Genomic DNA, 25,101 nt, shown 5'->3' with positions numbered 1-25,101 from the left:
GTCAGTTCTCCCATTGAAGGTCGTCAACGGCGTCGAGGATGCGGTCGACGCTTGGCAAGTAGTAGTGTTCCAGCTTCGGAGCCGGGTACGGGACGTCGAAGCCGGTCACCCGGCGGATCGGCGCGGCCAGGTAGTGGAAGCAGCGTTCCTGCACGCGGGCCACGATTTCGGAGGACACGGAGGCGAATCCGTGGGCCTCGGCGATCACCACAGCGCGCCCGGTCTTGCGCACCGACGCGCAGACGGTTTCGTCGTCGAAAGGCACGATCGAGCGGACATCGATCACCTCGAGGGAGCGGCCTTCCTCAGCGGCTGCAGCCGCGGCGGCGAGCGCCGTCGGGACCGAGGGGCCGTAGGCAATGAGCGTTGCATCAGTGCCGGGACGCGCGACGGCGGCGCGCCCCTCACTGCTGGAACCTGTCTCAGCGTTCGCGGCATGTTCGGCCCGGAGTGCGCCCAGGTCCACTTGGTCTTTGGACCAGTAAAGCTTCTTGGGTTCCATGAACATGACCGGATCGTCGGAATCGATGGCCTCGCGGAGCATACGGTAGCCGTCCGCGACGGTCGCCGGCGTGTAGACCTTCAGGCCTGCGGTGTGGGCGTAGTAGGACTCGGAGGAGTCGCAGTGGTGCTCCACGCCGCCGATCCCTCCCGCGTAAGGGACACGGATGACCATGGGCAGCTTGACGGCGCCCTTGGTCCGGTTATGCATCTTGGCGACGTGGCTGACGATCTGTTCGAAGGCCGGGTAAGCGAAGGCGTCGAACTGCATCTCGATCACGGGACGCATTCCGTTCATGGCCATACCTACGGCCATGCCCACAATGCCTGACTCGGCCAGAGGGGTGTCGAAGCAGCGCTGTTCTCCGAAGGTGGCCATGAGGCCGTCCGTGATCCGGAAGACGCCGCCCAGGCGGCCAACGTCTTCACCGAATACAAGGACGGAAGAGTCGGCTTCCATGGCGTCCGCCATCGCGGTGTTGAGCGCTTTGGCCATGGTGATGGTCTGGGGACCGGAGGCTTCGGCTACGGCTGCTGCACTTGCGGCCGCACTGGCGGTGGCGGAGCTGACATCGCCTGTTGCTGCGCGCTCGGTTGCCTCAGAGGATGTGGTAACGGCGGGGCTCATTTGCCTGCCTCCTTCTGGCTGGATGCCTCACGGGCGAGTTCATCGGCGAGCAGGGCGGACTGCTCTTTGAGTTGCGGGGTGGGTGTGGAGAAGACGTAGCGGAAGAGATTCTGTGGGTCTACCGGGACGTCCTCCCCCAGGCCTTCGCGGAGCTGGGATGCAACGGCTTCGGCCTTTGCCGCGATCCGGGTGGAACCGTCGTCGTCGAGGAGTCCGCGGTCGGTGAGGTACGCCGTCATGCGGGTAATGGGGTCCTTGGCGGTCCATTCGGCAACTTCGCTGTCCTCTCGGTAGCGGGTGGCGTCGTCGGCGTTGGTGTGGGCCTGCATGCGGTAGGTGTGGGCCTCGATGAGGAGGGGACCGGAGCCATCGCGAGCGAGTTTCACTGCCCGGTCCAGCACGGCGAGCAAAGCGACGAGGTCGTTGCCGTCAACGCGCTCACCGGCCATGCCATAACCGACGGCCTTGTGCGCCAGCGACGGCGCCACGGACTGCTGGCTCAGGGGTACCGAGATAGCGTACTTGTTGTTCTGTACGAAGAAGATGACAGGCAGGTGGAAGACGGCAGCGAAGTTGAGGGCCTCGTGGAAGTCGCCTTCGCTCGTGGCACCGTCGCCGCACATCGCCAACACCACGGTGTCCTCACCGCGCAGTTTGGCGGCATGCGCAACGCCGACAGCGTGGAGCAGCTGGGTGGTCAAAGGCGTGCACTGGATGCCCACCTTGTGCTTGGTGGGGTCGTAGCCGCCGTGCCAGTCGCCGCGGAAGATGGTCATGGTCTCCACAGGGTCGACGCCCTTGGACATGACTGCTACGGCATCACGGTAGGTAGGGAAGAGCCAGTCGCCTTCGCGGAGGCACAGGGCGGCGGCTACCTGGCACGCCTCCTGGCCGTGGCTGGAGGGGTAAACGGCCATGCGGCCCTGCCGGACGAGGGCGGAGTTCTGGCCATTCACGCGGCGCCCGACGACGAGTTGTTCGTAAGCAGCCATGAGTTCAGCGTCGCCAGGGATGGGATATTCGTGACCGGGCTCCGTACCCTGCTCAGCTTCGGGCTTGAGCACACCAGAAGGATTGACCATCTGGATCTGATGGCGTGCAGGCAGCATGTAGTCTTCCACGCTGATTCCGAACTTGCGCCGCACTTCGGAAGCCTGGTCGTTGGCTTCGGTATCGTCCGGCCGAGCGTCAGCCAGACCCTGGGCCTCATGGTCCGCGGAGATCGTCATTGGTCCGTCCTTCTGTATCCACTATTTGTCACCAGTATGTTCCCTGGAGAAGTTTCGTATCCAGCTCTGGGCAGAATCGTGGAAAAGCTTGCCTGAAACCCTTAGTCTGGAAGACGGATTGCAAATGTGAGCTGGGTAACGGGCCCACGCTGTGGACGAATTGGAGATGCAATGGCCGAGGTCGAAGCGGATCAGGCAGAGGTTCCTCTCGACCAAGTGGACAGGGACATCATTGCCGAGCTGACGCGGGACGGCCGCATGTCGGTTACCCAGGTGGCGGAAAACGTCCACATCAGCCGGGCGCACGCGTACTCAAGAATTTCCCGGCTGACGGGCGAAGGCGTGCTCACAAAGTTCACCGCGCTGGTGGACCCCATCAAGGCCGGCTTGAAGTCATCGGCCTACGTCACGCTCAAAGTGCAACAGCACTCCTGGCGCGAGCTTCGTGAAGAGCTTCGGCTCATTCCGGAGGTACAGCACATCGCACTGGTGGGTGGAGATTTCGACGTCATCCTGCTGGTCCGCGCCACCGACAATATTCACCTACGCAGGGTCATTTTCGACAGACTGCAGTCAATGCCAGGGGTGCAGGACACGCAGACGTTTTTGGTGTTCGAGGACTTGGATACGAGGTAGGACTGTATCCAGCCTCAACACACGACCTAGGACTTCCCCTTTCAGGCAATCACAACGAACGCCGAGCAGTGCCGGACCGTTGCGTGATGATTGCCATCGATAACAGGCCGAGCAGAATCCCCAAACTGCCCCATGCTGGGGCAGTTTCTTGCAGAGCCGGAAATGCAACGTATACGAAGACGAGCATTACCGTCACAAACGTACCCGTGACAATCGCAGCAGTCGTGATCAGAGCCTTTTCAGACATTAGAAATTGAGCCACTTCTCTCCGTTGCCGACTAGATCGATACCACCAAAACATTCATCGGCCCAACGCCTTCCGCGAAAGGGCGGCCGTCCATGTCGGTACGTTGGCTGACATGGCAAAATAATCACTCCCTCCACTGTCCAAGGATTCGGCTCCGTAAAATAGACACCGCTCGACGCATGAAGCGAGGGTGTCTTAGAACACGAGCGACTAGTTTGACAATGTTTCTTAGCTGCGCAGTTCGAAGTGAGACCATTGAAATCGGAGTCGCAGTCCGGTGTACAACAAAGTGCTCCAAGAGTTGCCTCGGCGATGTCCGGATTCCACGAACCTCGTTTGCAAGGTTCTTTCCGTGAATCATTTGGAGCCACATGGGATGCGGATCGAGGCCTCGAATGTTCCCATAGTTTGTCAGCTTGTCATGCCCGTCAATATGGACTGTTCTGGGCGCGCCGTCTACCGATCTTTTCTCGATAAGCGATATGAACGGACCCGATAGGTCCGTCCACCTGAACACGGCTCCGTCCTCTGCGAGCTGAAGGCCGGAGTTGAAGTTGATGAATTCAAAATCCTGACGAGCAAACTCATGCTGAATACGTTCAATAAAATCCTTGGCAACAGCATCATCGTTGTCCACACGGGTGGTGATTAGCCACGGGGAGGATGATCTTCCCTGAACCTCATCAGAAATTAGGTCCGTGGTGAGCGCGCCATCCACCCAAATCGGCTCAAACGCACCTTCGGAAAGCCTGTCGACTTCACGCTGGAACCATTGATCGCGTTCAGAGTCGAAAAACACTAGCCACCTGAAGGAATCGCTTGACTGCGCCCTCACAGAGGGCAGACAGAGGTCTTCAAAAAGTTCTAGTCGATGACGCAGCCATCCGTCACCGGCCCGCGCAGGGCCCTGTCGGGCATTGAAACGGGTCAACAAGAAATGATCGAAGTCAGTCATGATATCCCGCACCCTTTATGTCGAATGTTACAGACCAAAATCGCGTCTCCCTAAATCTCTTCTATGAAGGTTCTCAGCCCTTCCCCCCAAAGAGAGTAGTTCCAGCTCTTCTCGGCAAATTCGCGTCCGCGCTGTCCCATTTCCCTCCGTAGTCCTTCGTCCCTTAGGAGATTCAAGGCTGAAACCCAGCCATCGATGTCACCGGGATCCACAAAAATGGCGGCGCCAGACCTTTCTATAGCGAGGGGGAGGAAACGGGAACGTGTCACGATCATAGGTTTCCCTAACGCCAGCGCATCATTTATTTCCGTCAAACCGGTCAATCGATTCGGCAACAGGGCCGGAACGGCCACAACGCTTGCCCTGGCGATGTCACCGATGACCTTTCTCGCTAAGTACACTCCGGGCGAGGCAGGATCTTCTTCAGAAAGGCCCGGCCGCACCAGATGAACGTTGGAAGGTGGGTCCGAGATAAGTTCCGCAGGATCGTAAACGACCGCCGCGTCGCCGGATCGGGCTAATCCCTGAACAAGCGTCGCAAGGTCCCGATTCGACTTACCCGCGCTTACGATGCCAAGCGATTCGTCTTTGGACTCATAAAGGGAACTGTTGAGTTCCGGTCCCCATGGGAGCGTGATCGACCTGCGCCTGACACGCATCGGAAGACACGAGCGGACATGCTCCGAGAGACAGATGAAACCAGCATGCAGTTTGGTACTTATGTTGCTCAATGCGCCAGGTTGAAGGGAATGGTGCATCACCGAAATGACTGGACGTCTTCTCAAAAAGGGAAGCGCTCTTGCGCTCCCCTGGTCGGCCGAGTAGTAAATATCAGCTTCCGTGCCAAGAGCGAAGGCTTCTTGATCCAGCTGGCCGAGAGCATACCTGGTTTTCCCAGAGAACTTAGCCAGCAGACCGCGTTCGTGCGGTTCTTGGAAGGGCGCCAAAATCATCTCATGACCCGCCGACGAAAGAGTATCCACTCCCCATGCGTGTTGCCGCGGTATACGGCCTTGATCGGCCATTCTCCACATTTTGTCGAGTGGGTAGTTATTCAGGCAGCAGATGCGCATGGCTCGATTCTAGGGGTACTCGAGCAAGGAGCTATGGCCAACATTTCGCATGAACCGTCAAAAAAGTCTTACTCAGCCCGGGGAGGAGGCGCGAGAGCAAATCATAACGACCGTTGCCCCACCGACGTGGTCCTTGATCAGACTAGTCTGAGCCCGGGTTGGCGCCGCTGACAGCAATTCACAGTCGGGTGCCCGTGTGACCGTCTCGGATAGCTTCCGAAACGTGAGCTGTACCGTGACGGAGTCGGCAATGAGGACAGTTACTATTGGAGTGACAGCACGCACATCACATTTCCTAGGTCGTGCCTGCGGGCGCCAGCCATAGCAATTGACTCAGGGGGACCTCAATTTGGACCTACGCGATTACCTTCGCATCGCACGCCGAAGCTGGATCTTGATCATCGCCTCAGCGCTTGTTGGTATCTTGGTCGGCGGCGCCGCGTCTGTGCTCATCCGGCCGACGTACACGGCAAAGACTCAACTGTTCGTTGCAATACAGAGCTCTGGATCAATTCAAGAACTCCAGCAGGGCAACACGTTCAGTCAGGCGCGAGTGCAGTCGTATGTCAAAACAGTCGACTCTCCGATCGTGCTGCAGCCCGCTATCGACGCTCTGGGGTTGACAATTTCGCCCGAGGAGTTGGCCAACCAGGTACAGGCCAAGACTGACCTGAACACCGTGCTCATCGACATCGACGTCTCTGACAGTTCTCCAGTTCAAGCGGCAGCGATCGCCCAAGCTGTGGCTAAGAGCCTTATTTCCGCCGTCGACTCCTTGGAGAGGCCAAAAACCGGCGGATCGTCGCCTGTTAGCCTTTCTATCATCAGCCCGGCGACGGCGCCAACCGCGCCATCTGCTCCAAACACTCGGCTTAACCTGGTTCTCGGTCTCTTGATTGGACTGGCAGCCGGTATCGGCTCCGCCATCCTGCGTGCACATCTCGATAACAGGATCCGGGGCGAGGCCGACCTCCGCCGAGTGACCGAGGCCTCTTTGCTAGGGGCAATCTCGTTCGATCAAGACGCGACTAAAAAACCGCTACTGACCCAAGCACCGGCACAAAGCCCGCGAGCCGAATCATTCCGCCAGTTGAGAACCAATCTTCAATTCGCCAACGTTGCTGGCCATGCACAAACCATTCTGGTTACTTCTTCGCTTCCTGGGGAGGGGAAAAGCACCACGGCAACCAACCTCGCAATAGCTCTCGCCCAGGCTGGGCAAACCGTATGCCTTGTCGACGCCGACCTCCGTCGTCCTATGGTCGATGAATACCTCGGGCTCGATCGAAACGCTGGCCTTACGACCGCTCTGGTTGGGGACGCGGATGTCGCCGACCTCATGCAGCCTTGGGGGGAAGACAACCTCTTCGTTCTCACATCAGGAAGGATCCCACCAAACCCGAGCGAACTTCTGGGATCCGGCGAAATGCAGAATTTGATCTCTAGGCTTGAACAGTCGTTTGATTCTGTGATTATCGACGCGCCTCCTCTCCTCCCCGTGACTGATGCCGCTGTTCTTTCCCAGCACGTTGGCGGAGTAGTCGTGGTAGCCAGCGTTCAAAAGATTCGTCAACACGATCTTGAGAAGTCACTTGCCGCGCTTCGCTTGGTAGATGCGAAAATCCTAGGTGTAGTGCTGAACCGCCTCCCGGCGAAGGGGCCGGATTCATACGCCTACGGGTACTACGCCGACACTGAGCGACCGAAGCAAGGATCCTTCCGTGTCGAATCGCGCGAACGACCGGAGTCGCTCAACCAATGGGTCTTGGATTCAGGTGATCCTGATGTCACTGAGGAGTCGAGGCCGGCCTCCCATTTCCCGTCAGACCGGTTGAGGCGCGGATAACATCCGCCACGGCCCTAGGGAGAAAGCAGCAGTCTCTCTGGGACTGCCCTACATATGCAGCAGTTAGTCGATGCTTGACGGTGCCCCCCGGTCTGCTCGGTCGAACCGTTCGACTGCTAACCGTGCGACGAAGTGACGGCATGTCACAAACCCAGCCAACGAGCGATCACGTTCGGTCCATGCTGACGAGAACACTCGCGACGACGGGTGTCCCCTCTGTGGGGGCATTTGGCCGCGAGTCGCGCGGAAAAATGCGAGCCGAAGCAGTCTTCGCTCTCGGGCGTTTTCGGCGCCGGCCTGCCGGTAGGAATGCGGCCGTCACCCCCTCGGACTGGCTCAGGTAGCGGACTCCGTCATCGGCGAGATTGACCTAGTTGTGGAGGCCGGCTTTGGTGGCTCTTCACGGTTCGTGGTGATTGTTCTGCCGTGATGGATGTTCATGCCGCTGGTTTGGCGGCACTGCGCAACAGGATACGCGTCTTGTAGTTGCGTGCGTTGGTGAATCCCCGGCCTGTCCGTTTGATGTGTTTGATGGCTGTGTTGTTGGCTTCTACTTTCGCCGTGGTCGCACCGGTGACAATGAGGACTTCGATTTCTTTCCACCACCGGCAGATCGTGCGCCAGAGCCGGTTCGTTTCCGGCTGCGCGGCTCGTTCGACCAGTTCCTTCAGGTGGTCTTTCGCCGCGGCCGCGTCGGCAAGAGACCCGGTGGCGAGCAGCGTCCGGAGCTGTTCTTTGACCAGCCACGCAGCCTGCAGCTTCCCGGTGGCGAACACGGTGCTGAGCCTGTTCCGTGCCCGGTCCGAGAGCGTGTCGGCGCCGCGCAGGAGCAGCCGTCGGTTGGCCCAGACCGGGTCGATGGAGCGTCCCCGCCGGCCGTGGACCTGCTGGGTGAGTCGTTGCCGGACTTCGGTGAGCATGTCGAGCGCCGGGCTTGACCAAATGGAACGCGTCGACCGAGACCGCGGTGCGCGGGAGCCACATCCGCAGTGCCTTGCGGAATGCCGCTGACGGGTCGATCGCGACGACCTGCACGCCCAGACGCCACTGCAGCGGCCGGGCGAACAGCCAGTCCCCGACGCCCTCACTGTCACGCCCGTCCACGATCCCGAGCACTTGTCCGCTGTCCAGATCGACAATAGTCGTCATCCAGGGTAAGTACCGTTTCCAGGCGTTCGTTTCGGGATCCCGGAAGAACCGCACGGACCGGTAGCGGTGTTCATCGATGCCGAGCATCCGTGGCGCCAGGCCGTCGACATCGGGCAGTGTCAGCGCCGCGGAATCCAGGGCCCGCTGGACCAGCCACCATGAGACGCCGAACGATGCGGCCGCTTCCGCAGCGGCCCTTCCGGATCCAATGACGGCGGACACGAGGGCATCGCGAAGCCGGCGGGTGGACCGGGCGCGGCGCGGCACCTGGGCAGTCTCCTCCGCGAACGTCCGCCGCGGGCACAGATACTCATCGCAGAAGAATCTCCACTTGGACCAGATCACTTCGACCGGGCCGGCCACCGGGATGTCACGCAGGCGTTGGGGGCGGCGTGAATGCACGCGGGTACTGATGACGCCACAGCACGGGCACCCGGCCTCGGCCGTGGCTTCGACGCGGACCCGCCGCTGCCCGAAAGCGAGGACCTCAGCTCGTAGCTCCTGACTCTTGATGAATGCGTAGAGAACATCCATCACAGCAGGGCTACGAGCCCTTCAGCTCTCAAGACACGGAATCCGTTTCACCACGAACCACGGAGAGCCGCTTTGGTGGTGGAGGGTCAAGGAACAGCTGCGGGTCTTGCTGCGCACCGGCTCCCTGGAAGACGCCGCGACGGCGAAGAAAGAACTCGAAGAACTGGTCAAGGCAGCCGCTCGACCGGAGACGAACAGGCTCTACCGCACCTTCTGCAGGTGGTGGAAAGAGATTGAGGTACTGATCTTTACCGGCGCCACGACGGGCAAGGTCGAAGCCAACAACACAGCCACAAAAAAATATCAAGCGCACCGCCCGTGGCTATCGCAACCCCGCCAACTACAAATCGGTTATTCTCTTGAGAAGTGCTGCCCGGGCGGCGGCATGACGCCCATCCCAGGGATCTATTTCCCCACGAACCGTGAAGAGCCCTCAAACATCACCGCGAGCCCACCTCAGCTTCCACGACCCGCCGAGCAATACCAGCCGATCATTCCTCGAGACCAGCAGATTCAGGACCCAGATAAACACTCAAATACGACAAACTCTTAGAACTTAGTGTTTTGGCGTCCGAGACCTTGAACCGAAAGACCATTCGTCGAAGCGCGGGACAGTATCCCGAACGCGATACCGAGCAACGCAGGCCACCGCGAAGTTGTCATCATGAACGGTGCAGTGAAAGATGCAATCAGATAGATCGGAATAAAGTATGCTGCACAATAAAATATTGTGCTAAATTCCAATCTAGGACGCAAAACAACCGCGAACGATGTCCTGGTAAATATATAGATGATTACGGCACTTAGTACGAGGCCTGTCAGCCCAAAACGAAGCCAATTCAGCAGCACCTCGTCATGAACATATATACTCGACCCCTGGGTTAGAAAGCCAGGAAGCTGGGGCGATGCTGGACCGTATCCCCCTGGATTGGCAAACGCATAATCTAAACCAATTCTAATGTCATCAACGTGCCCCTGGGTGGATTCATCCGAAGCGGCACCGCCTAGTGTCTCGTACGATGAAACAATACGATCCCAGAAGGAAACAATCAGGTTTTGAACGGTCAACAGGCCCAAAAGTACTAAAGCAGTGCCAACCGCGATCACCCTTAAAATCACTCTGCGAAACGCTCTATTGACCAGGCCAGTTAGCAGTAATATCAACACGAGCGCGACAAGGACTGATCTCCTAAAAGACACCAGCAAAACGACCGCCGAGCAAATCGCGGCAGCCACCGTCACCGCCGACCGAGCGCGTTGGCGAAGAATTGCCAAGAGAACGGCTGCAGCAACCGCCGCCGTAGCCGTGTCATAGTACACAAGCCGGCCGCCGAGACTCAATCCGCCACCCGTCGCCGCTACCGGAAGACCAACCATCGCCAGCCCGACCATGCTCAGTCCAACAACCACCGCAAGGGATTTACCACCGGCCTCCTGCGGAGAGTATGCACCTACGAGCCAAGCGAGTAGAAAAAGCATGAGCGGGCGAGCGACTTGGCCAAACACTGAGGGGATATTCAAACCGGCGAAAAGTCCGATTGAGATCGACAAAGCCAAGAATATTAGTATAACCAAGAGCGGTCGCTTGTCGGATGCAGCGCTAAGCTTGTCCGACCAGTCGTATTTTATGGCTGCTACGACCGCAGCCGCGACGAAGAAATAGAAAACAATTGGCAGGCTTCCGAACTCTACAAAATAGAATTGGTAGCCTAAGACCGTTAGACCGCCTTGGCCAAACTTAGGATTTATCTCTTGACACACAACCAAAGCGAGTGTCGAAAAAAGTAAAGGTCGCCAGAAAAGTGCAGCACAACCTACAACAGCGGCAATAACCATCAATCCGGTTGAGGTAGTTGCCCCAAATGCCCCGATTGCAGCGATAATAATCGTTATGAAAACAGCTACGAAACTCATAATCGGATCCGAAATCCCTCCGGAAAAGATCCGACGGACATTCCGACCGCTATCATTCCCTTCAACACGGGCACGCAATTCAGTTATCATAACGCCCCACATCGCACATAGCTGCCGGACTTCTCAAACAGGTGGGAGCCACATGTCTGGAATAATAATCCAATCCAGAGTTCGTTATTCCGAACCTACTCGGAGTCGTGATCGCGACACCCACCTCAACAACTGCTCTCTCACAAGGTCCCATCGACCGAACCAGACTTGGAGGCTAACAGCCGATCCAGCATACAGCACATTTCGGCAGTTCGTTCTCTGTACGTATATTTGGATGCCAACGTCCGAGCGTTATCGCGCCAATTCCGTGAAACCGTGGAGGCTACCTTCACATACTCGACGAACTGTTCGTCAGTGTCTGCGATGAAAGCAGAGTCTCCGAACTTCTCTAACGCGGGAATTCTCGTAGACACGACCGGTATTCCGCATGCGAGGTATTCGAAGAACTTCATGGGAAACATTGACCTGGTGTAGGGGTTGATCGGTACCGGAAGCAGCGCGACATCGAAAGTCGAGATTATCCCCGGCAATTCACTATAGGGTTTCGGGCCAAGGAGCTTTACGTTCGTGAGATCCTTCAGCTCTGCGAGTGTTTCACCAGGCTGGCCTTCGCCGATCTGGCCAATAAGCACAACGTCCGCATCCGGATATTTTTCCGCGACGCGCCTCAGTAGTTGCAGGTCGACTTTGTATCTGCTGAGCGCTCCTACAAACCCAATCGTTCTTGGACTTGGACGCCTCGAAGACTCCGAATCATCACGCATCCGGTATTCCTTACCAAAGTGTTCAAAGTCGACCACATTTGTATGTTCAATGACGTTATCGGCGCCCATCCGACGCAGGCGGTCGGTAAGATCTGGAGCGGTCGAAAAAATGAGATCGGCTGTATGAACCAGTTCCGTTTCGTAACGATCGATGGCTTCGGCGGGCATCAAGGGCTGGGCGGCGATGTTGTCGACGCAGTGATATAAAACCGGGCGTGAATCGGCTGAGATCGCCGCGGTCGTGATGGGACTGTAGGTCCAGATTGCGTCCCACTTGCCCCAACTGACCTTCCAAAACCACATTTGAAGGCGCATTAGGATCCGGTTTAGGGCGACAACGCGTTTTCTAGACCAAAGCGGGATTACCAAAGGAGAAGCAACGTGGATGGACTGCGCCACCGACCGTGGGCGTCTCAAAAACCGTCTAAGTCTCCGAAACACTCTCGTAGCGTCCTGAACAGATTCTCGGCTGAAGGAACGTATGCCGAGGCTTTCAACATACAAAACTTCGTGACCGAGTGAAGCGAGCGCCGTAGTTACATGTTGCTTGTTCGTCCAGAAAGGATGGTCCCAGTCGGCTGTCGAGAGCACCAAAATTCGCATTAGGCCTGCTTCCCTTTCATCCATCCACGCAATGATGCAGTCTCGAATTGCCAGTCGTGCTGCAAAGCGTATTGAGCGATTTTTTTCTCCACGATGTGACGATCATTGAGGTTCTGGATCTTTCTAATAATCTCAGCCGCGACATCGTCTGATCCGTTGATGGCATCATCCGGCAGTCCTGGTCTGCGTTCCCGATTCAAGAAGGGTGGCCCGACAACGGCCCTCGCATGCCCTAGAGCTTCAGCCACTTTCAGCTGTCGGCCGGCCCCGCTACGTGCGGGAGCGAGGAACAAGGTCGAATTATTGAAGAGCTCAGTCAAATCATCAGCAAAACCAACTCCGGCGACGTTGTTCAGATGGCTAAATCTCTCCGCGATTTCGACGGAACCGTTCCCTGCCAAGACCAGCTTGGCCTCCGGCAGAGCCTCCAATACGGTGTGCCAGTCTGTGTCTAAGAAGTAAGTCATTCCCTCCCGATTCGGTCCATAGTCCCAATTAGCGATCGACATCACGACGGCATCGTCGGGCGAGAGCTGCCAAGGGCTCCCTGGTAGGGCATTTTCTACCAACACGGATTTACCGCCGAAGCTGTTGAGGACTTTCTCGTCCGTTGAAGAAATGGCAACGCACAGATCCATCCCTCGTGCAATCCTACGTTCCCATCGGCATGCTTTGAGAAACTCTACGAATGCCGATGCGCGATGCTTAAGAGTCCCTCGCTTCGAGATTGACAAGAAGCGGTCGCGTTCGATGTTTGCAAACTCCACGATTTGATACGCAGAGGTTTCAAGCTTTCTTGATCCAACAGCTGCAAGGTAAGAGTGACTCCAATAGATGAAGTCGGGCTGGAAACTGGCCACCAGAACCTGGAGGTCGTCGAACCGCGGAAGCGTAAAGACACCGAGCCATGGTAGCCAAGTCAGCCTTCTCAATGGACTCACGGGTGACCACTTCAGGTCGACCTGTTCCACTCCGCACGGAGCCGGGCCAGAACGAACTCCCGGTCGCCTGGCGTATGCGACTCGCACGTCGAACCCGTCGCCAGCCAATGTTTCGACTATCTTGCCTGTCCTGACCCTGCCCCCATGCGTTGAAGGCCAAAGCGGTTCAACGGTAACTACCAAGACCTTTTGCCTCATGTGACGATGTCACTCCTTTTCTTCGGCCGTGCAGGCCCACTCAACGCGAAACTGATGAGCTGACTTTGGTATATAGATCTGAGACTTCCAACGCGATTTTGGCCCAGCTATAGGCACTCAGATCCGGTGATGATCCGTCAGTCTCAACGGCAGCCTCCAGCGCTGAGGCAAGTCCCTCGGGTGTGAGCTCCTCGTATGTCATTACCCACTCAGGTCCGATTTCATGCGCGAGCTCGCGAATGGAACCCTTGTTCGCAGCGAATACAGGACGGTCCAAGGACAATGCAAGGAGGGCGCTTCCGCTATTCACTATTTTTCGATAAGGCAGAACGACCAAGTCAGCTGCGCATACAAATTCCTTGATCTTTTCATCGCTTAGCAATTTCAGACAGAGCGTGATTCTGGGGTCGCCTGCTGCAGCATCGCGGACGAGGCGTTCCTCGTCGTCAGTTGCCATTCCTGCGATTACGAGCTGAATGCCATCTGAGGATAACAATCGGAAAGCCTGAATCAGATCCGTAACACCCTTGTAGGCTCGCACCTTGCCGCAGAACACCACAGTTCGCTTGTCCGCGTCGAGTTTCAAAGCCGTCCTCGCAACACTCTTCGAAAAGGCTTCTCCATAAACATCTCTGTAGTGTCCATGGTTCGTGACGGTGTACGGTTTCCCCGCCAGATCCGCATAGTGCTCAACGACCAGTGCTCGCGACGACTCGCTTATATAATGCACACCCGCGACCTGACGATAGAAAATGGGCCAAAAGATTTCTTCTACCTTCCGATTGCCGGTTTCATGGCCCCGAAGGTTGTGAGCTGTCCATACTATTGGCGTGCGAGATAATCGGGCTTTCTGCAGCAGCACGAGCAAGGCAATTAAACGTGCCCAGGCGCTCAATCGGCTACGCTGGCTGAATTGACCATCCGGCCAATGCCAATGCCAGAGGTTTGCACGTCTCACCAGCGACTTCAGGGGCGAAAACTCACGAACCTCCCAGCCAAGGAACTGCATAGCGTCGCTTAGCAAAGTTTGGAATGGGTTATGGGCCGCGTTCGATCGAGCCGGCCAGCCCTCTACGGTTCCTTTGAATAACTTCACGGCGTCAACGCTTCTTACGGCTCAGAGCTTCTGAATAGATATCGTCATACTGACTCCAGATACTGTCCCACCCAAAGTCTTGCGCTAGAGCATTAGCCGAGTCTCCCAGCCGAAGCCTAAGGTCACGGTCATCGATGAGCTGAGTCAAGGACTTGGAAACGGCCGCGTGAGAGTCCGAGTTTGGCACAAGTAATGCGTCGGCACCGTCCGTGAAAACCTCAGATGCCATGGCGACGTCCGTGGTAATCATCGCCAACCCGGCAGCGGCGGCCTCTAAGATCGCCAAACTTGCCGCTTCATATTTGGTTGGGAAGACGAAGATGTCCGACGCTCGAAGAAGGTTTGGAACATCCTCTCGATGCCCTAGAAATGTAGTCATTCCTTGCACGCCCAATTCGTTAGCCAAGGCTCGATACTTCGTGGTATCAGCACCGCCAACGACTAGTAAATGACACGCATCCGACCCAACACTGGACAACGCTCTCAAAACCACGCCGAGTCGTTTCCTCTCAAATTCATAGCCTACAAAAATCAACACAACCTTCTCTTGAAGATCGACTCCGATTTCCCTCGACAGGCGCTGCTTAGCCTCAGGTCTTCCAGAGGGCTTAAATTTTTCCAAATCGACGCCGTTATATACAACATGGATCCTCTCTGGAGCGATGCCGTGTTCTCGAATGAGCTCCGACTTAATCGATCCTGAGACCGCCACAATCTTTGAGCCTGAGCGATACGCGAGATTGGACATCATGATGCCGGCAACATGCGGGGGGAATACGTGGCTCAAGAATCTTCTTGGGATATCGGCCGCAAGTCGTTGACCACCGATGTAGCCCTTAAAGCAGCTATGCGCGGTATATATGTCAGCGCCAATAAGCTGAGGGTCGTGCGCGTGGATAATGTCTGGTAATGAAGCCGTTACTCTAGGACGTGCCGCTGCGGCAAAACTTGGAATCTGAGCCCAAGCCGGTTTAGTGATCATCGGTACGGGCACCTTGTGGAGATTTGAATTCCAATCCAAATACTCATTTGCTGCAACGGACACCCGATACTTAGAAGAAGCTCGAGTGGCCAGTTGGGCCATTACATTTGAGACCCCACCTTGCTGGTTGTAGTAGCGACCAACAACGGTAACCGAATTCTTCATCTCAGCGGGTCCGGCTGTTGGACTAACCATTCGGCTCTCCATCCTTCGCACGATGAACCCCGTGAATATATTCTGACCATGCCTTCCCAAAGGCTTCAAGACTATTGTTATTTCGCACAAAACGGCTCGCCTTTGAAATTCCATGATCGTTCCTATCAGCTTCGCGCAAGGCAGTTGTGAAACGACCAGTATCATTAATTGGCGAAACCAGTGCGGAATATTCTGGAACGGCCTTTAGTAGGTCCGGGACCCATCCCGCATCGGTCGTGACCACGGGAGTACCCACCGATAACGCCTCCAGGAACGCCAGTGAACATGCCTCGTACTGGGTCGGCATCAAAACAACGTTAACCGCGGCGATGGCAATCGAGAGCTGTTCTGGTGAGAGCTTCCCCAACCAATGCATTCCCTCATACGGCCGCCCAGCCGCTAGGTATAGCGTGTATCCGTTTTCTCGGGCCGCGGTGATGGCAATATCTGGCCGTTTCCTCCATTCGGGGCGCCCAACAAAGAGGGCCGCTCGGCCGTCTTGCGGAATACCAAGCCGATCTCTCGCATCCTCTCGATCACTTTCACTAAAAACTTTGGTATCAATACCATTCTCAATAACGTGACTGCTCAGGCGGTACCATCTCTTGAGCTCACTAGCGCAACTGTTTGAAACAGAAACACGATTGGCGCCCAGTCCGTTCTTTATCTCTCGAAAAGCGGCCTCGATCATGAATTTCAAGCGCCACTGAACAGAGGCCTCCGCGTGACTTCGCATAATTTGAGGAACGTGGCATCCATGATAGACATGGATTTTGGGAAGTCTCGTAGTTACCGACACTAGTGCGTTCGTCAAGACTACATCGTACTCCGAGGGACGAAAGCTCGCTTCTGCGATTACGCTTCCATCAATCATGTAAGGCGAAATACTGTCTCTAAGCGTGTGGCAAAACCTCTCAACACCCTGAGAGTTATCAGATGGGTCAGGGCTCACGATCGCGAGTCGCACTCTACTTGGCATGCTGAACTTCCTCTTCTTTTGCTGGTTCGAGCACATCTGCTCGGTGTAGCAGCGTTTTCATATCAGCCCATGTGACAACCCTAAATAACATCACCAATCCCGCCGCAACGGTGCCACCCAGAATGATCGTCAAGACCAGACCGAATTGCCGGAGATAAATAGTCACCACTGCGGTTACGGCGGCAGCCCCAAGAACTCGCAAAACAGTCGCAGCAGGAATCGCCAGTCGGGTGGTGCGATACACCAGTGCAATCAGCAGCACCATCACCAGTGTTTCAGTGCCGACCGAGATCCAAGCCGCGCCCTTGGCGCCGAACTCTGGAATTAAGAGGAGTGACGCGGCAACACTTAGAAGAGCCACCGAGAAAACGAGCTGAGAATAAGCCTTGACCTGCCCATGCGCAGTAATCACGCCGGTCAGAAGCCACCCCATGCACACGGGAGGAAACGCGAGCATCAAGATACCCAGGAGACTTGCAGATTCCGAGTATTCCTTCCCGTAGAGGAGATCGATTATCGGTTCAGCAAGCAGACCTACAAACAGCGAGGCCATCACCGCTGATGTCAGCAATAACTTGAGCGCCAACCGCCAAACCGTTTCAGCCCGATCTCGTGTCCGCATTGCGAAACTTCTGGCCATCAGGGGCAGAAGCGTTGCGCTGAGGGTCGCCGGGATGGCCTGAAGGACATCAAGAAAGCGAAATGCTGCCGAGAAGCTCCCTGCTGACTCTGGGCCTCCGTCTGCGTACAAGATGATTCCAGTTAAGCGGTAATACGCAGTCACAGCCAAGGACCCAAGCCCTAAAGGAAGGGCCTGCTTAACCAACGGCCAAGCTTCCTTTGTTCCAGCTCTCCAATCAAACCTCAGACCGTTTCCGCACAGGGCCCAGGTTGTTGCTCCTTGGACAACTGCGCACAAAAGGAAGGCAAGTCCAAACTGCGCCAGACCGGCGCCGACAAGCGAGAGGATGGAAACCGCTGCGAGCCAAAGGAAGTTTTGGAGGACGAGCAGAGAATTCACGGCGGCGAAATGCAAGTTGGCTTGGCTGAGCGCCTGCATAGCGGTCAAAGACCCCAGTGGTAGTGTAGCGAGGACCAAAACCGCAGTAGAGATCCCTTCCGGAGTCCGAATGAGGAAGGTTGAAGTCGCGATTCCTAGAAGTGAGAGTAGGACGCCGACCAAGAATCTCGAAGTCAGAAGGCCGCTAACTATCTTGGCGCGGTTGTCTGGCTCGGCGGAGAGCCGCCGAATGGCGGTGTTCATGATGCCCAGGTCGCTGAGTATTATTGCCATCGCGTTAATTGAAAAGATTATGGATAGACTGCCGAAGTCGGAGACAGACAGTGACCTCGCTTGCAACGCTGCGACAAGCGCCCCACTAAACATTCCCGCAACACGAATTACGAGTTGCACGAGTGAACCCATGGTTACGTCCCGGCGCTTAGGCACGACGACTTCCTTTCATGGGCGTGACCCGGCGACCACTTCTCGAAGCCAACCGGTCGATCAAGACCGCTAGTAAAACGCTGGCCGATACCTCGGGTTGTACTTGAGACTCGACGACCGCTCACCGACCCTCCTGGCTGGTACCCCCGCTACAATCTCGCGGGGACGAACATCTTGCCGAACTAACGAAGCCGCGGCCACAACGGCCCCTTCGCCGATCCGGCTTCCCTGCAAAATCGTGGCTCGGGAAGCGATCCACGCAGAGTTGCCGATGTCAACCGGCAGGAACACTGCGTCAAAGCCATCAGAGTGGACGTCGTGGGACCCCGTGATGATCTGGACATCACTCGCAACAACCACCCGATCACCGACGGTTAGACCGCCTCTTGAGTCAAGAACACACCTAAACCCAATCGAGGTATCAGCTCCAATGCGCAACTTGTCGGCCCCGAAGATCTTGGTCCCCATGAAGATGGACGAGCCGAGCCCTATCGATGATCCTGCTGTCTCCATCCAATGCTGCCGCACGAAATGTGATGGAACGTAGGTGCCAACCCAATTGAAAGTGACTTCGGCAGCGTACCTAATCCGGCGCTGAATCGCCTTCTTAACGTTCACGGACGTGTCCTAAGAACGTGGAAGGGATCCGCCCGACCAGAGGCGCACCTTGCCTGTCCCGACGGCGTAGAGAGCACGGCGCAGCCCGCCGATCTTCCGTGGAATGCATGTGCCAGTTACCCCCGTTGCGACTCACCTGCGCTGGTCAAGTCCAGCTGACCGCTCAGGCTCAAATGCAGATGCCCGTCATCTTATCGGGTATTTTGGTTTCAAAGGACATGACCAAAACAGTGTCGTCATGTCCGAGTCGAAAAATGCATCCGAGTCCAAGATCGGCACATATGAGGCTAAGATTTGGGCGAAAGACACAGGGCCGTCGTTAGGATCGCTGCCTCGGGGAGGCAAGGGGCGACGGGCACTCTGAATACACACCGATGGGGGCTCGGAATGCAGGGAGTTTTGGTCCACGAGTGGATCGATGTCAACGGCGGATCGGAAAAAGTCCTGGATGCAATGGCCGAGGCGTTTCCAGACACCGATATCCACTGCCTCTGGAACGACGCCCCGCAACGTTTCCCTGTAAGAAGGGTCAATGAAACCTGGTTAAGCCGCACTCCACTCCGCAGGCATAAGGCTCTGGCACTTCCGCTAATGCTCTTCACCTGGCGACGGCTTCGGTCTCAATCCGAGTTGGACTGGATGCTCGTTAGTTCTCATCTGTTCGCCCACCATGCGTTCTTCCCGCGAAACGTCGGAAGCCCACGTAAGTTTGTCTATGTTCACACACCTGCGAGATATATCTGGGTTCCAGACCTTGACGCCCGGGGCCATCATCCTTTGGCTCGGATAATTTCACCCGTCCTCAAGGCGATCGACCGCCGGCGGGCCAATGACCGCGAAGTCGAGTTCGCAGCCAACAGCCACTTCGTAAAAGAGAGAATCGCTGCCGCTTGGGGTCGAGAGGCCCCCGTGATATACCCGCCCGTTGATGTGATGGATATACAGTCAGTTCCAGACTGGAGGACCAGTCTGACCCACGATGAGAGAGCTTTGGTAGATCGACTTCCAAAAGATTTTGTACTTGGCGCATCGAGGTTTATCCCGTATAAGAAACTGGATCTGGTCATAAAGGCAGCCGATCTGGCGGGAGTGCCAGCTGTCATTGCAGGTTTAGGACCATGTGAGGAAGAGCTAAGAGCCCTCGCCGCGAAGGCGCAAGTCCAGGTCGAGTTCGTTATTTCCCCGAGCACTAACCTTCTGTATGCGCTCTACCAAATGTCCTGCGCGTTCATATTTCCCCCGATCGAGGACTTTGGCATTATGCCAGTTGAAGCTATGGCGGCGGGCGCTCCAGTCATAGCCAACAGCCAGGGCGGCGCCGCCGAGACGGTCGTCCACGGGGTGACAGGCTTGCTCTTGTCGAGATTGACCCCAGAATCAATCGCCGAGGCCATCGGTCAAATCCACGAGATCGACCGAGAGGCAGTCCGTTCGCGCGCTCGGGCTTTCTCTAGGGAGCGGTTTCTCGAGGAGATCCGCGCTTGGGTCGACGGTCAAGCAGGCTGACGTCTTTGCGAAACAAGGCAGAGCGCCAACAGTTAAGGCCAATAATCGCGAGAGGTCAGAGGTGAACGCATGACGTTATGCATTCGTCCAGGATCGCTAACACGACCTAAGGATGCCGAGGGAGGACACTCTTGATTCGGCAGACTCGACTTGGGGAAGCCCGAGTTATGAAGAGAATTGCGACGTGGCGATCGAAGTACGCAAGGCGCCTCAGGCTCGCAGACGGATTTGTGGTCCTTTGGGCTGTTGCAGGGGCCTTTGGCATACGGTTCGGATTCACAGACTTTGGCGCCGGCCAAACACACGACATAGACTATTTTTCCTTGGCAATAGCGCTGGCTGTTGCTTGGTGGCTCGTACTCGAGTTTTGGGGATCCAGAGAATCCAAGGTCCTCGGCTCCGGAACGGAAGAGTACAAGCGAGTCTTGGCAGGTTCGGCGTGGCTTTTCGGATTCGTGGCCGTCGTTTCCTACGCTTTGCGAATTGATATCGCCCGCGGATTTGTGGGATTGGCCTTCCCAGCCGGTGTCGTTGGGCTTCTCGCGGCGCGATGGCTCGTCCGGCAGCACCTCAGCCTCGAACGGAGACTTGGCAGAAGCAGTTCACGAGTCCTTATCATCGGGGACCGTCACTCGGCCGCTCACCTCGTTCGCTCACTTCAGAGCGTGCCCGAAGCGGGTTATGTTCCAGTCGCCGCCCACCTGCCTGGGGCCCCAGCCGACCGAAACATGTTGTCCGACGTATCCGTGCCCGTGACCGGGGTGGACACGGAGTTTGAGCGTATCCTCGCCGTCATTCTCGAATCGGAAGTCGATTCGGTCGCGCTATCGGCCGGTGTGAACATGCATCCGCGAGACCTTCGCAAGCTTGGTTGGGAATTGGCTGCGCGAGACATCGGAATGATTTTGGCTCCTGCACTCACCGACATTGCAGGTCCAAGAATTCATACTCAACCCGTGGCCGGTCTTCCCTTGATACACGTATCGACACCAAAGCTTACTGGTGGCAAGAAGGTGGCCAAACGGACTTTTGACCTTGCCATTGCGGGGCTGATGATATCCGCACTTTCCCCGATTTTTTTACTCTTGGCGTTGTTGATTTGGCTGGCTGATAGGGGTCCAGTGTTCTACCGTCAGGAAAGAATCGGTCTCGGGGGTACGACATTCCGCATGGTGAAATTCCGTTCTATGAAGATTGATGCGGACCTCGAACTTACTGCCCTTCTGTCAGCCCAGGGTTCGGGCCACACTCCACTTTTCAAGGTTCAGGAGGATCCCCGGATCACTCCTCTTGGACGGATTCTTCGCAAATATTCACTGGATGAGTTGCCACAACTTTTTAACGTGCTTGGGGGCAGCATGAGCCTGGTAGGTCCGAGACCTCAGCGAGAAGGCGAGGTGGCCCTTTACGATGACGCCGCACACCGCCGGCTCTATGTGAGTCCCGGTATGAGCGGCCTGTGGCAGGTGAGCGGCCGTTCGAACCTCAGTTGGGAAGAGAGCATCAGACTCGACCTCTACTATGTGGAAAACTGGTCGCTGATGGGTGACCTGATAATCCTATTTAGGACTTTTAAAGCAGTATTTAGAAGCACCGGAGCGGTCTGATCTGGATCCGATCCGGCCCGCGGCGCAGTGCCGTCATTCTGGTTATGTGGAAGGCAACATAATGCGTATTTCAGTCATCGGATGCGGCTATCTCGGCGCCGTACACGCGGCTTGCATGGCCAAACTCGGTCACGACGTGGTTGGCATCGACGTGGACGAGCAGAAGATCAGTAAGCTTTCCACTGCCAAAGCCCCGTTCTTTGAACCCGGGTTGGATGCCCTCCTCCGGGACGTTCAGGACACTGGGAGGCTGTCGTTCACCACAGATATGTCCGCGGCCGCCGGTAGCGCCGTCCACTTCATCTGCGTGGGAACACCCCAGAAGAAAGGAGAGAACGGCGCCGACATGCGCTATGTGGATGCCGCCGTGGAAGCGCTCCTCCCTCACGTGGGACCAGACGCCATCGTGGTTGGAAAGTCCACAGTCCCTGTGGGAACCGCTTCCCGTTTAGCTGACATCCTCTCCGAAAGTGAGCCTGGGGCCCATCTCGTGTGGAACCCTGAATTCCTGCGCGAAGGTCATGCCGTCCAAGACACCCTCTCACCTGACCGTTTGATCTACGGCGTCACTGACGGCTCGGAAGATCACGCTGCTGTTTCTATTCTGGACGATGTTTACGCCGTTCCGCTCTCCGCGGGAACCCCTCGATTGGTGACCGATCACCCGACGGCCGAACTCGTCAAGGCGGCCGCAAACTCGTTTCTGGCCACCAAGATCTCCTTTATCAACGCGATGGCTGAAGTCTGCGAAGCGACGGGCGCAGACGTCACCAGGCTGGCCGACGCAATCGGCTTGGACGACAGAATCGGACGCAAATTCCTTAACGCGGGCATCGGATTTGGAGGAGGATGCCTCCCGAAGGATATCCGTGCCTTTATGGCAAGGGCCGGTGAACTCGGAGCCGATCAAGCCCTGACGTTCCTGAGGGAAGTGGATTCCATCAACATGCGCCGACGCACTCGAATGGTGGAGCTGACACGGGATCTCTGCGGAGGAAGCCTTCTGGGGCAGCGCATCACAGTGCTCGGTGCCGCATTCAAACCCGAGAGCGATGACGTCCGCGACTCTCCGGCCCTTAACATCGCAGCACAGCTCCAACTCCAAGGCGCCGTTGTTACCGTCACCGACCCTAAAGCGTTGGAGAACGCCGCGAAAAGATTCCCCGAGCTCCAGTATGAGCCGGATCTAGATAGAGCGATTATGGGAGCCGATGTGCTGCTCCTGCTCACCGAATGGTCGCTGTACAAGGAACTTGATCCTTACGAGGTCGGCAGCGGCGTCATCGGATTGAAAATCCTTGACGGTCGAAACGTATTAGACCCAGCCAAGTGGCGCACAGCAGGCTGGCAATATCGTGGACTTGGAAGGCCCTAGCATGGCCAACACTCGACAATCCGAGACCGTTCAAGTCGAACCCGAACGCCGCCGGAAAAGAGCGAAATCGCTGCCCAACCAGCGCCGCCGTCGGCTTTGGACAGTTGGAATCTGCATCGGTGCCCTTTTCGTGATCGGCGTAACCGCCGTATTGTGGCTTAGCGAGAAGGCGACAACAATTATGTCAGAACTTGAGGCCTCCGCCCAGCTGGTGCCAAAACTGAAAGAGAGCATTCTTCAAAACCGTCCCGAGGATGCTTCCTCCGCAGCCGTCGAGTTAGGACGGCATACAGCGGCTGCCCGCGATGCCGCTGGCGACCCCCTCTGGTCTCTTGCGTCGGCCATGCCGTGGATCGGCTCGAACTTCTCGGCAACTGCTGAAATCGCCCGCTCGGCCGACGACGTCGCATCGCTTGGCGTCACACCCCTCGTGAAGGTCTACGACTCGGTCAACTGGGACAAACTGATCCCGAACGGAACCGGAACCGACCTTGGGCCTATTCGAAAAGCCGCCCCCACAGTTGCCTCCGCCGCAAATGCCGTGCGTGTCTCCGCCCATCGGCTTGACGGAATAGACACGTCGGGTCTCCTCCCCCAAATAGTCGGACCACTGACGACGGCAAGGCAACAGCTCGGGTCCGCTGCAGAAGAGTTGGACTCAGCTGCCGATGCCGCAGGCCTCGCTCCCGCGATGCTTGGAGCTGAAAAACCGCGACACTATTTGCTCCTCGTGCAAAACAACGCCGAAGCCCGCGCTTCCGGAGGGATTTCTGGCGCGTTGGTGGTAGTCACGGCGGACAAAGGCAAGATCAGCCTCTCCGGTGAGAGCAACGGGGGTGCACTGGGCACATTCGATCCCCCGATACCGGTAGACGACGAGCAGGAGCGCATCTACAGTTCCCGCATGGGCATGTTCATGCAGGATGTCAATTTCACCCCTGACTTTCCCACTGCAGCTTCTACAGCTCTCAAAATGTGGGAGAAGAAAAAGGGAGCACGCCTGGACGGCGTCATTTCAATCGATCCGGTTGCTCTCGGCTACATTTTGGACGCCACAGGTCCGGTCAATCTTCAAGACCCCGAACTCTTAGCACTGACTAGGGGGAAACTTCCAAGCCAGCTGTCGGGTAAGAACGTGGTGAAGACCCTGCTGTCGGATGTCTACGCCCAGATCAAGGAACCAAACGTGCAGGACGCTTACTTTGGGGCTGTGGCCAAGGACGTCTTCGGTGCTCTCTCCTCCGGTAAGGGCGAGGCGAAGAGCCTCCTCGCCGGAGTCGGGAAAGGCGTAGAAGAACACAGGATCTTGCTCTGGTCAGCGGACGCGGCCGAACAGTCCGTTCTCGGGAAGTACCCACTTAGCGGCTCCATTTCCGGCCCCAGCGTGCCGGCGGCCCAATTCGGCGCATACTTCAATGACGGCACTGGTGCAAAAATGGACTACTACGTGAAACGCACTGTTCAGCTCGTCCAGCAATGCACTGCCGCCGACGGCTATGGAACCGTCAAACTGCGGATCACCAGCACCAATACCGCACCGGCCGATGCGGCCACATCGTTGCCGGCATACGTAACTGGAGGTGGAAACTTTGGTGTGCCGGCCGGTACCGCCCAAAGCAACGTCATCGCGTACGGGCCCGCCCAGTCCCAGGTGGTAATGGCTACCCAAGATGGGAACAAAGTCCCCTTCGGCGCACAGCAACACGACAATAGGCCCGTTGCAACCCTTTCAGTGCGGCTGGCACCAGGGCAAAGCAGCACCGTGGAATTCACCTTCGGAAAGATCGTGCAGCACAACCAACCCGAAGTGGTCGTGACACCAACCGTCGAATCCGTTGACAAGGTGGTTCTCCCCACCAAATCGGAAACATGCGGCGCCGCAGGATAGACGGCACGTTAACCCTTTGTAACGACTTTGGATTAACTTTGCGGTAAGTACCCTTAGGATGGTAGCTTCTCTCTTGGGTAGGTCTCAGATTTCAGTTCACGTGTTCGTGGTGGATGAAATCACGTCAACACCAATGAAT

Annotated in this window: 18 protein-coding genes and 1 pseudogene; 7 read left to right on the top strand and 12 right to left on the bottom strand. The window is 56.8% G+C overall.

The annotated features are described in order from the left end of the window. Window position 1: 1 nt before the first annotated feature. Together KNN17_RS00180 and pdhA are read right to left on the bottom strand one after the other, a co-directional pair. Window positions 2–1,129, bottom strand: a complete 1,128-nt coding sequence (locus KNN17_RS00180) for an alpha-ketoacid dehydrogenase subunit beta (RefSeq protein ID WP_241706841.1) — start codon at window positions 1,127–1,129, stop codon at window positions 2–4. Continuing rightward, complete coding sequence (pdhA, locus tag KNN17_RS00175; protein ID WP_241706839.1) at window positions 1,126–2,358, bottom strand: pyruvate dehydrogenase (acetyl-transferring) E1 component subunit alpha; 1,233 nt, start codon at window positions 2,356–2,358, stop codon at window positions 1,126–1,128. The genes KNN17_RS00180 and pdhA overlap by 4 nt, the downstream gene beginning before the upstream one ends. Before the next feature lie 171 nt (window positions 2,359–2,529). Here pdhA and KNN17_RS00170 point away from each other — a divergent pair, with 171 nt between their 5' ends. Beyond that, window positions 2,530–2,994: an Lrp/AsnC family transcriptional regulator gene (locus KNN17_RS00170; RefSeq protein ID WP_078107783.1), complete on the top strand. Its 465-nt coding sequence runs from the start codon at window positions 2,530–2,532 to the stop codon at window positions 2,992–2,994. 371 nt (window positions 2,995–3,365) lie between these two features. On the opposite strand, the gene KNN17_RS00165 is transcribed toward KNN17_RS00170, so the two are convergent. Both KNN17_RS00165 and KNN17_RS00160 read right to left on the bottom strand, forming a co-directional pair. Then, a complete protein-coding gene (locus KNN17_RS00165) occupies window positions 3,366–4,196 on the bottom strand; it encodes a glycosyltransferase (protein WP_241706837.1) in 831 nt (276 codons plus the stop codon). Window positions 4,197–4,246: 50 nt separating this feature from the next. Further along, window positions 4,247–5,269: a glycosyltransferase gene (locus KNN17_RS00160; RefSeq protein WP_241706835.1), complete on the bottom strand. Its 1,023-nt coding sequence runs from the start codon at window positions 5,267–5,269 to the stop codon at window positions 4,247–4,249. Window positions 5,270–5,597: 328 nt separating this feature from the next. Between KNN17_RS00160 and KNN17_RS00155 the strand changes: the two genes are divergently transcribed. Then, window positions 5,598–7,115, top strand: a complete 1,518-nt coding sequence (locus KNN17_RS00155) for a polysaccharide biosynthesis tyrosine autokinase (RefSeq protein WP_443627208.1) — start codon at window positions 5,598–5,600, stop codon at window positions 7,113–7,115. Between the two features lie 437 nt (window positions 7,116–7,552). On the opposite strand, the pseudogene KNN17_RS22750 reads toward KNN17_RS00155, so the two are convergent. Then, window positions 7,553–8,753: pseudogene (locus tag KNN17_RS22750) on the bottom strand (ISL3 family transposase); the annotation flags it as partial. Window positions 8,754–8,904: 151 nt separating this feature from the next. On the opposite strand from KNN17_RS22750, the gene KNN17_RS00145 reads away from it, so the two are divergent. Continuing rightward, window positions 8,905–9,351, top strand: a complete 447-nt coding sequence (locus KNN17_RS00145; RefSeq protein ID WP_241706833.1) for a transposase — start codon at window positions 8,905–8,907, stop codon at window positions 9,349–9,351. On the opposite strand, the gene KNN17_RS00140 is transcribed toward KNN17_RS00145, so the two are convergent. From KNN17_RS00140 to KNN17_RS00110, 7 genes are all read right to left on the bottom strand, one after another. Then, window positions 9,348–10,712, bottom strand: a complete 1,365-nt coding sequence (locus KNN17_RS00140) for an O-antigen ligase family protein (RefSeq protein ID WP_241706824.1) — start codon at window positions 10,710–10,712, stop codon at window positions 9,348–9,350. The genes KNN17_RS00145 and KNN17_RS00140 overlap by 4 nt on opposite strands. Window positions 10,713–10,942: 230 nt before the next feature. Beyond that, complete coding sequence (locus tag KNN17_RS00135) at window positions 10,943–11,830, bottom strand: glycosyltransferase (protein ID WP_241706822.1); 888 nt, start codon at window positions 11,828–11,830, stop codon at window positions 10,943–10,945. A 299-nt stretch (window positions 11,831–12,129) separates the two neighbouring features. Beyond that, complete coding sequence (locus tag KNN17_RS00130) at window positions 12,130–12,990, bottom strand: glycosyltransferase family 4 protein (protein ID WP_350309753.1); 861 nt, start codon at window positions 12,988–12,990, stop codon at window positions 12,130–12,132. Window positions 12,991–13,309: 319 nt separating this feature from the next. Beyond that, the gene (locus KNN17_RS00125; protein WP_241706819.1) at window positions 13,310–14,365 is read right to left on the bottom strand and encodes a glycosyltransferase family 4 protein; all 1,056 of its coding nucleotides are present in this window, start codon (window positions 14,363–14,365) and stop codon (window positions 13,310–13,312) included. A gap of 4 nt (window positions 14,366–14,369) precedes the next feature. Next, window positions 14,370–15,542 carry a glycosyltransferase family 4 protein gene (locus KNN17_RS00120; RefSeq protein ID WP_241706818.1) on the bottom strand — a complete coding sequence of 391 codons (1,173 nt, stop codon included), beginning with the start codon at window positions 15,540–15,542 and terminating at the stop codon, window positions 14,370–14,372. Next, the gene (locus tag KNN17_RS00115) at window positions 15,535–16,233 is read right to left on the bottom strand and encodes a glycosyltransferase family 4 protein (protein WP_241707147.1); all 699 of its coding nucleotides are present in this window, start codon (window positions 16,231–16,233) and stop codon (window positions 15,535–15,537) included. The genes KNN17_RS00120 and KNN17_RS00115 overlap by 8 nt, the downstream gene beginning before the upstream one ends. Before the next feature lie 277 nt (window positions 16,234–16,510). After that, window positions 16,511–17,947, bottom strand: coding sequence for an oligosaccharide flippase family protein (locus KNN17_RS00110; RefSeq protein WP_274619630.1), 1,437 nt, complete (start codon window positions 17,945–17,947; stop codon window positions 16,511–16,513). Window positions 17,948–18,973: 1,026 nt separating this feature from the next. On the opposite strand from KNN17_RS00110, the gene KNN17_RS00105 reads away from it, so the two are divergent. The 4 genes from KNN17_RS00105 to KNN17_RS00090 all read left to right on the top strand — a co-directional run bounded on the left by KNN17_RS00105 (window position 18,974) and on the right by KNN17_RS00090 (window position 24,962). Then, complete coding sequence (locus KNN17_RS00105; protein WP_241706816.1) at window positions 18,974–20,092, top strand: glycosyltransferase; 1,119 nt, start codon at window positions 18,974–18,976, stop codon at window positions 20,090–20,092. A gap of 167 nt (window positions 20,093–20,259) precedes the next feature. After that, window positions 20,260–21,699, top strand: a complete 1,440-nt coding sequence (locus tag KNN17_RS00100; protein WP_241706814.1) for a sugar transferase — start codon at window positions 20,260–20,262, stop codon at window positions 21,697–21,699. Window positions 21,700–21,760: 61 nt separating this feature from the next. Next, window positions 21,761–23,074, top strand: coding sequence for a UDP-glucose dehydrogenase family protein (locus KNN17_RS00095; RefSeq protein ID WP_241706811.1), 1,314 nt, complete (start codon window positions 21,761–21,763; stop codon window positions 23,072–23,074). 181 nt (window positions 23,075–23,255) lie between these two features. After that, window positions 23,256–24,962 carry a DUF4012 domain-containing protein gene (locus KNN17_RS00090; RefSeq protein WP_241706810.1) on the top strand — a complete coding sequence of 569 codons (1,707 nt, stop codon included), beginning with the start codon at window positions 23,256–23,258 and terminating at the stop codon, window positions 24,960–24,962. Window positions 24,963–25,101: the final 139 nt, after the last annotated feature.

Source organism: Arthrobacter bambusae (genome assembly GCF_022606295.1).
In the GTDB taxonomy this organism is placed as follows: domain Bacteria; phylum Actinomycetota; class Actinomycetes; order Actinomycetales; family Micrococcaceae; genus Arthrobacter; species Arthrobacter bambusae_A.
The sequence above is the reverse complement of the archived record's forward strand: the minus strand, read 5'-3'. Positions and strand labels throughout refer to the sequence as shown.

What these genes read in the sequence shown, in the direction of transcription:
- KNN17_RS00140 (WP_241706824.1), bottom strand. Translation starts at nt 10,712, where the DNA reads ATGAGTTTCGTAGCTGTTTTCATAACGATTATTATCGCTGCAATCGGG.
- pdhA (WP_241706839.1), bottom strand. Translation starts at nt 2,358, where the DNA reads ATGACGATCTCCGCGGACCATGAGGCCCAGGGTCTGGCTGACGCTCGG.
- KNN17_RS00165 (WP_241706837.1), bottom strand. Translation starts at nt 4,196, where the DNA reads ATGACTGACTTCGATCATTTCTTGTTGACCCGTTTCAATGCCCGACAG.
- KNN17_RS00120 (WP_241706818.1), bottom strand. Translation starts at nt 15,542, where the DNA reads ATGGTTAGTCCAACAGCCGGACCCGCTGAGATGAAGAATTCGGTTACC.
- KNN17_RS00105 (WP_241706816.1), top strand. Translation starts at nt 18,974, where the DNA reads ATGCAGGGAGTTTTGGTCCACGAGTGGATCGATGTCAACGGCGGATCG.
- KNN17_RS00110 (WP_274619630.1), bottom strand. Translation starts at nt 17,947, where the DNA reads ATGGGTTCACTCGTGCAACTCGTAATTCGTGTTGCGGGAATGTTTAGT.
- KNN17_RS00170 (WP_078107783.1), top strand. Translation starts at nt 2,530, where the DNA reads ATGGCCGAGGTCGAAGCGGATCAGGCAGAGGTTCCTCTCGACCAAGTG.
- KNN17_RS00160 (WP_241706835.1), bottom strand. Translation starts at nt 5,269, where the DNA reads ATGCGCATCTGCTGCCTGAATAACTACCCACTCGACAAAATGTGGAGA.
- KNN17_RS00100 (WP_241706814.1), top strand. Translation starts at nt 20,260, where the DNA reads ATGAAGAGAATTGCGACGTGGCGATCGAAGTACGCAAGGCGCCTCAGG.
- KNN17_RS00115 (WP_241707147.1), bottom strand. Translation starts at nt 16,233, where the DNA reads ATGATCGAGGCCGCTTTTCGAGAGATAAAGAACGGACTGGGCGCCAAT.
- KNN17_RS00090 (WP_241706810.1), top strand. Translation starts at nt 23,256, where the DNA reads ATGTCAGAACTTGAGGCCTCCGCCCAGCTGGTGCCAAAACTGAAAGAG.
- KNN17_RS00135 (WP_241706822.1), bottom strand. Translation starts at nt 11,830, where the DNA reads ATGTGGTTTTGGAAGGTCAGTTGGGGCAAGTGGGACGCAATCTGGACC.
- KNN17_RS00180 (WP_241706841.1), bottom strand. Translation starts at nt 1,129, where the DNA reads ATGAGCCCCGCCGTTACCACATCCTCTGAGGCAACCGAGCGCGCAGCA.
- KNN17_RS00095 (WP_241706811.1), top strand. Translation starts at nt 21,761, where the DNA reads ATGCGTATTTCAGTCATCGGATGCGGCTATCTCGGCGCCGTACACGCG.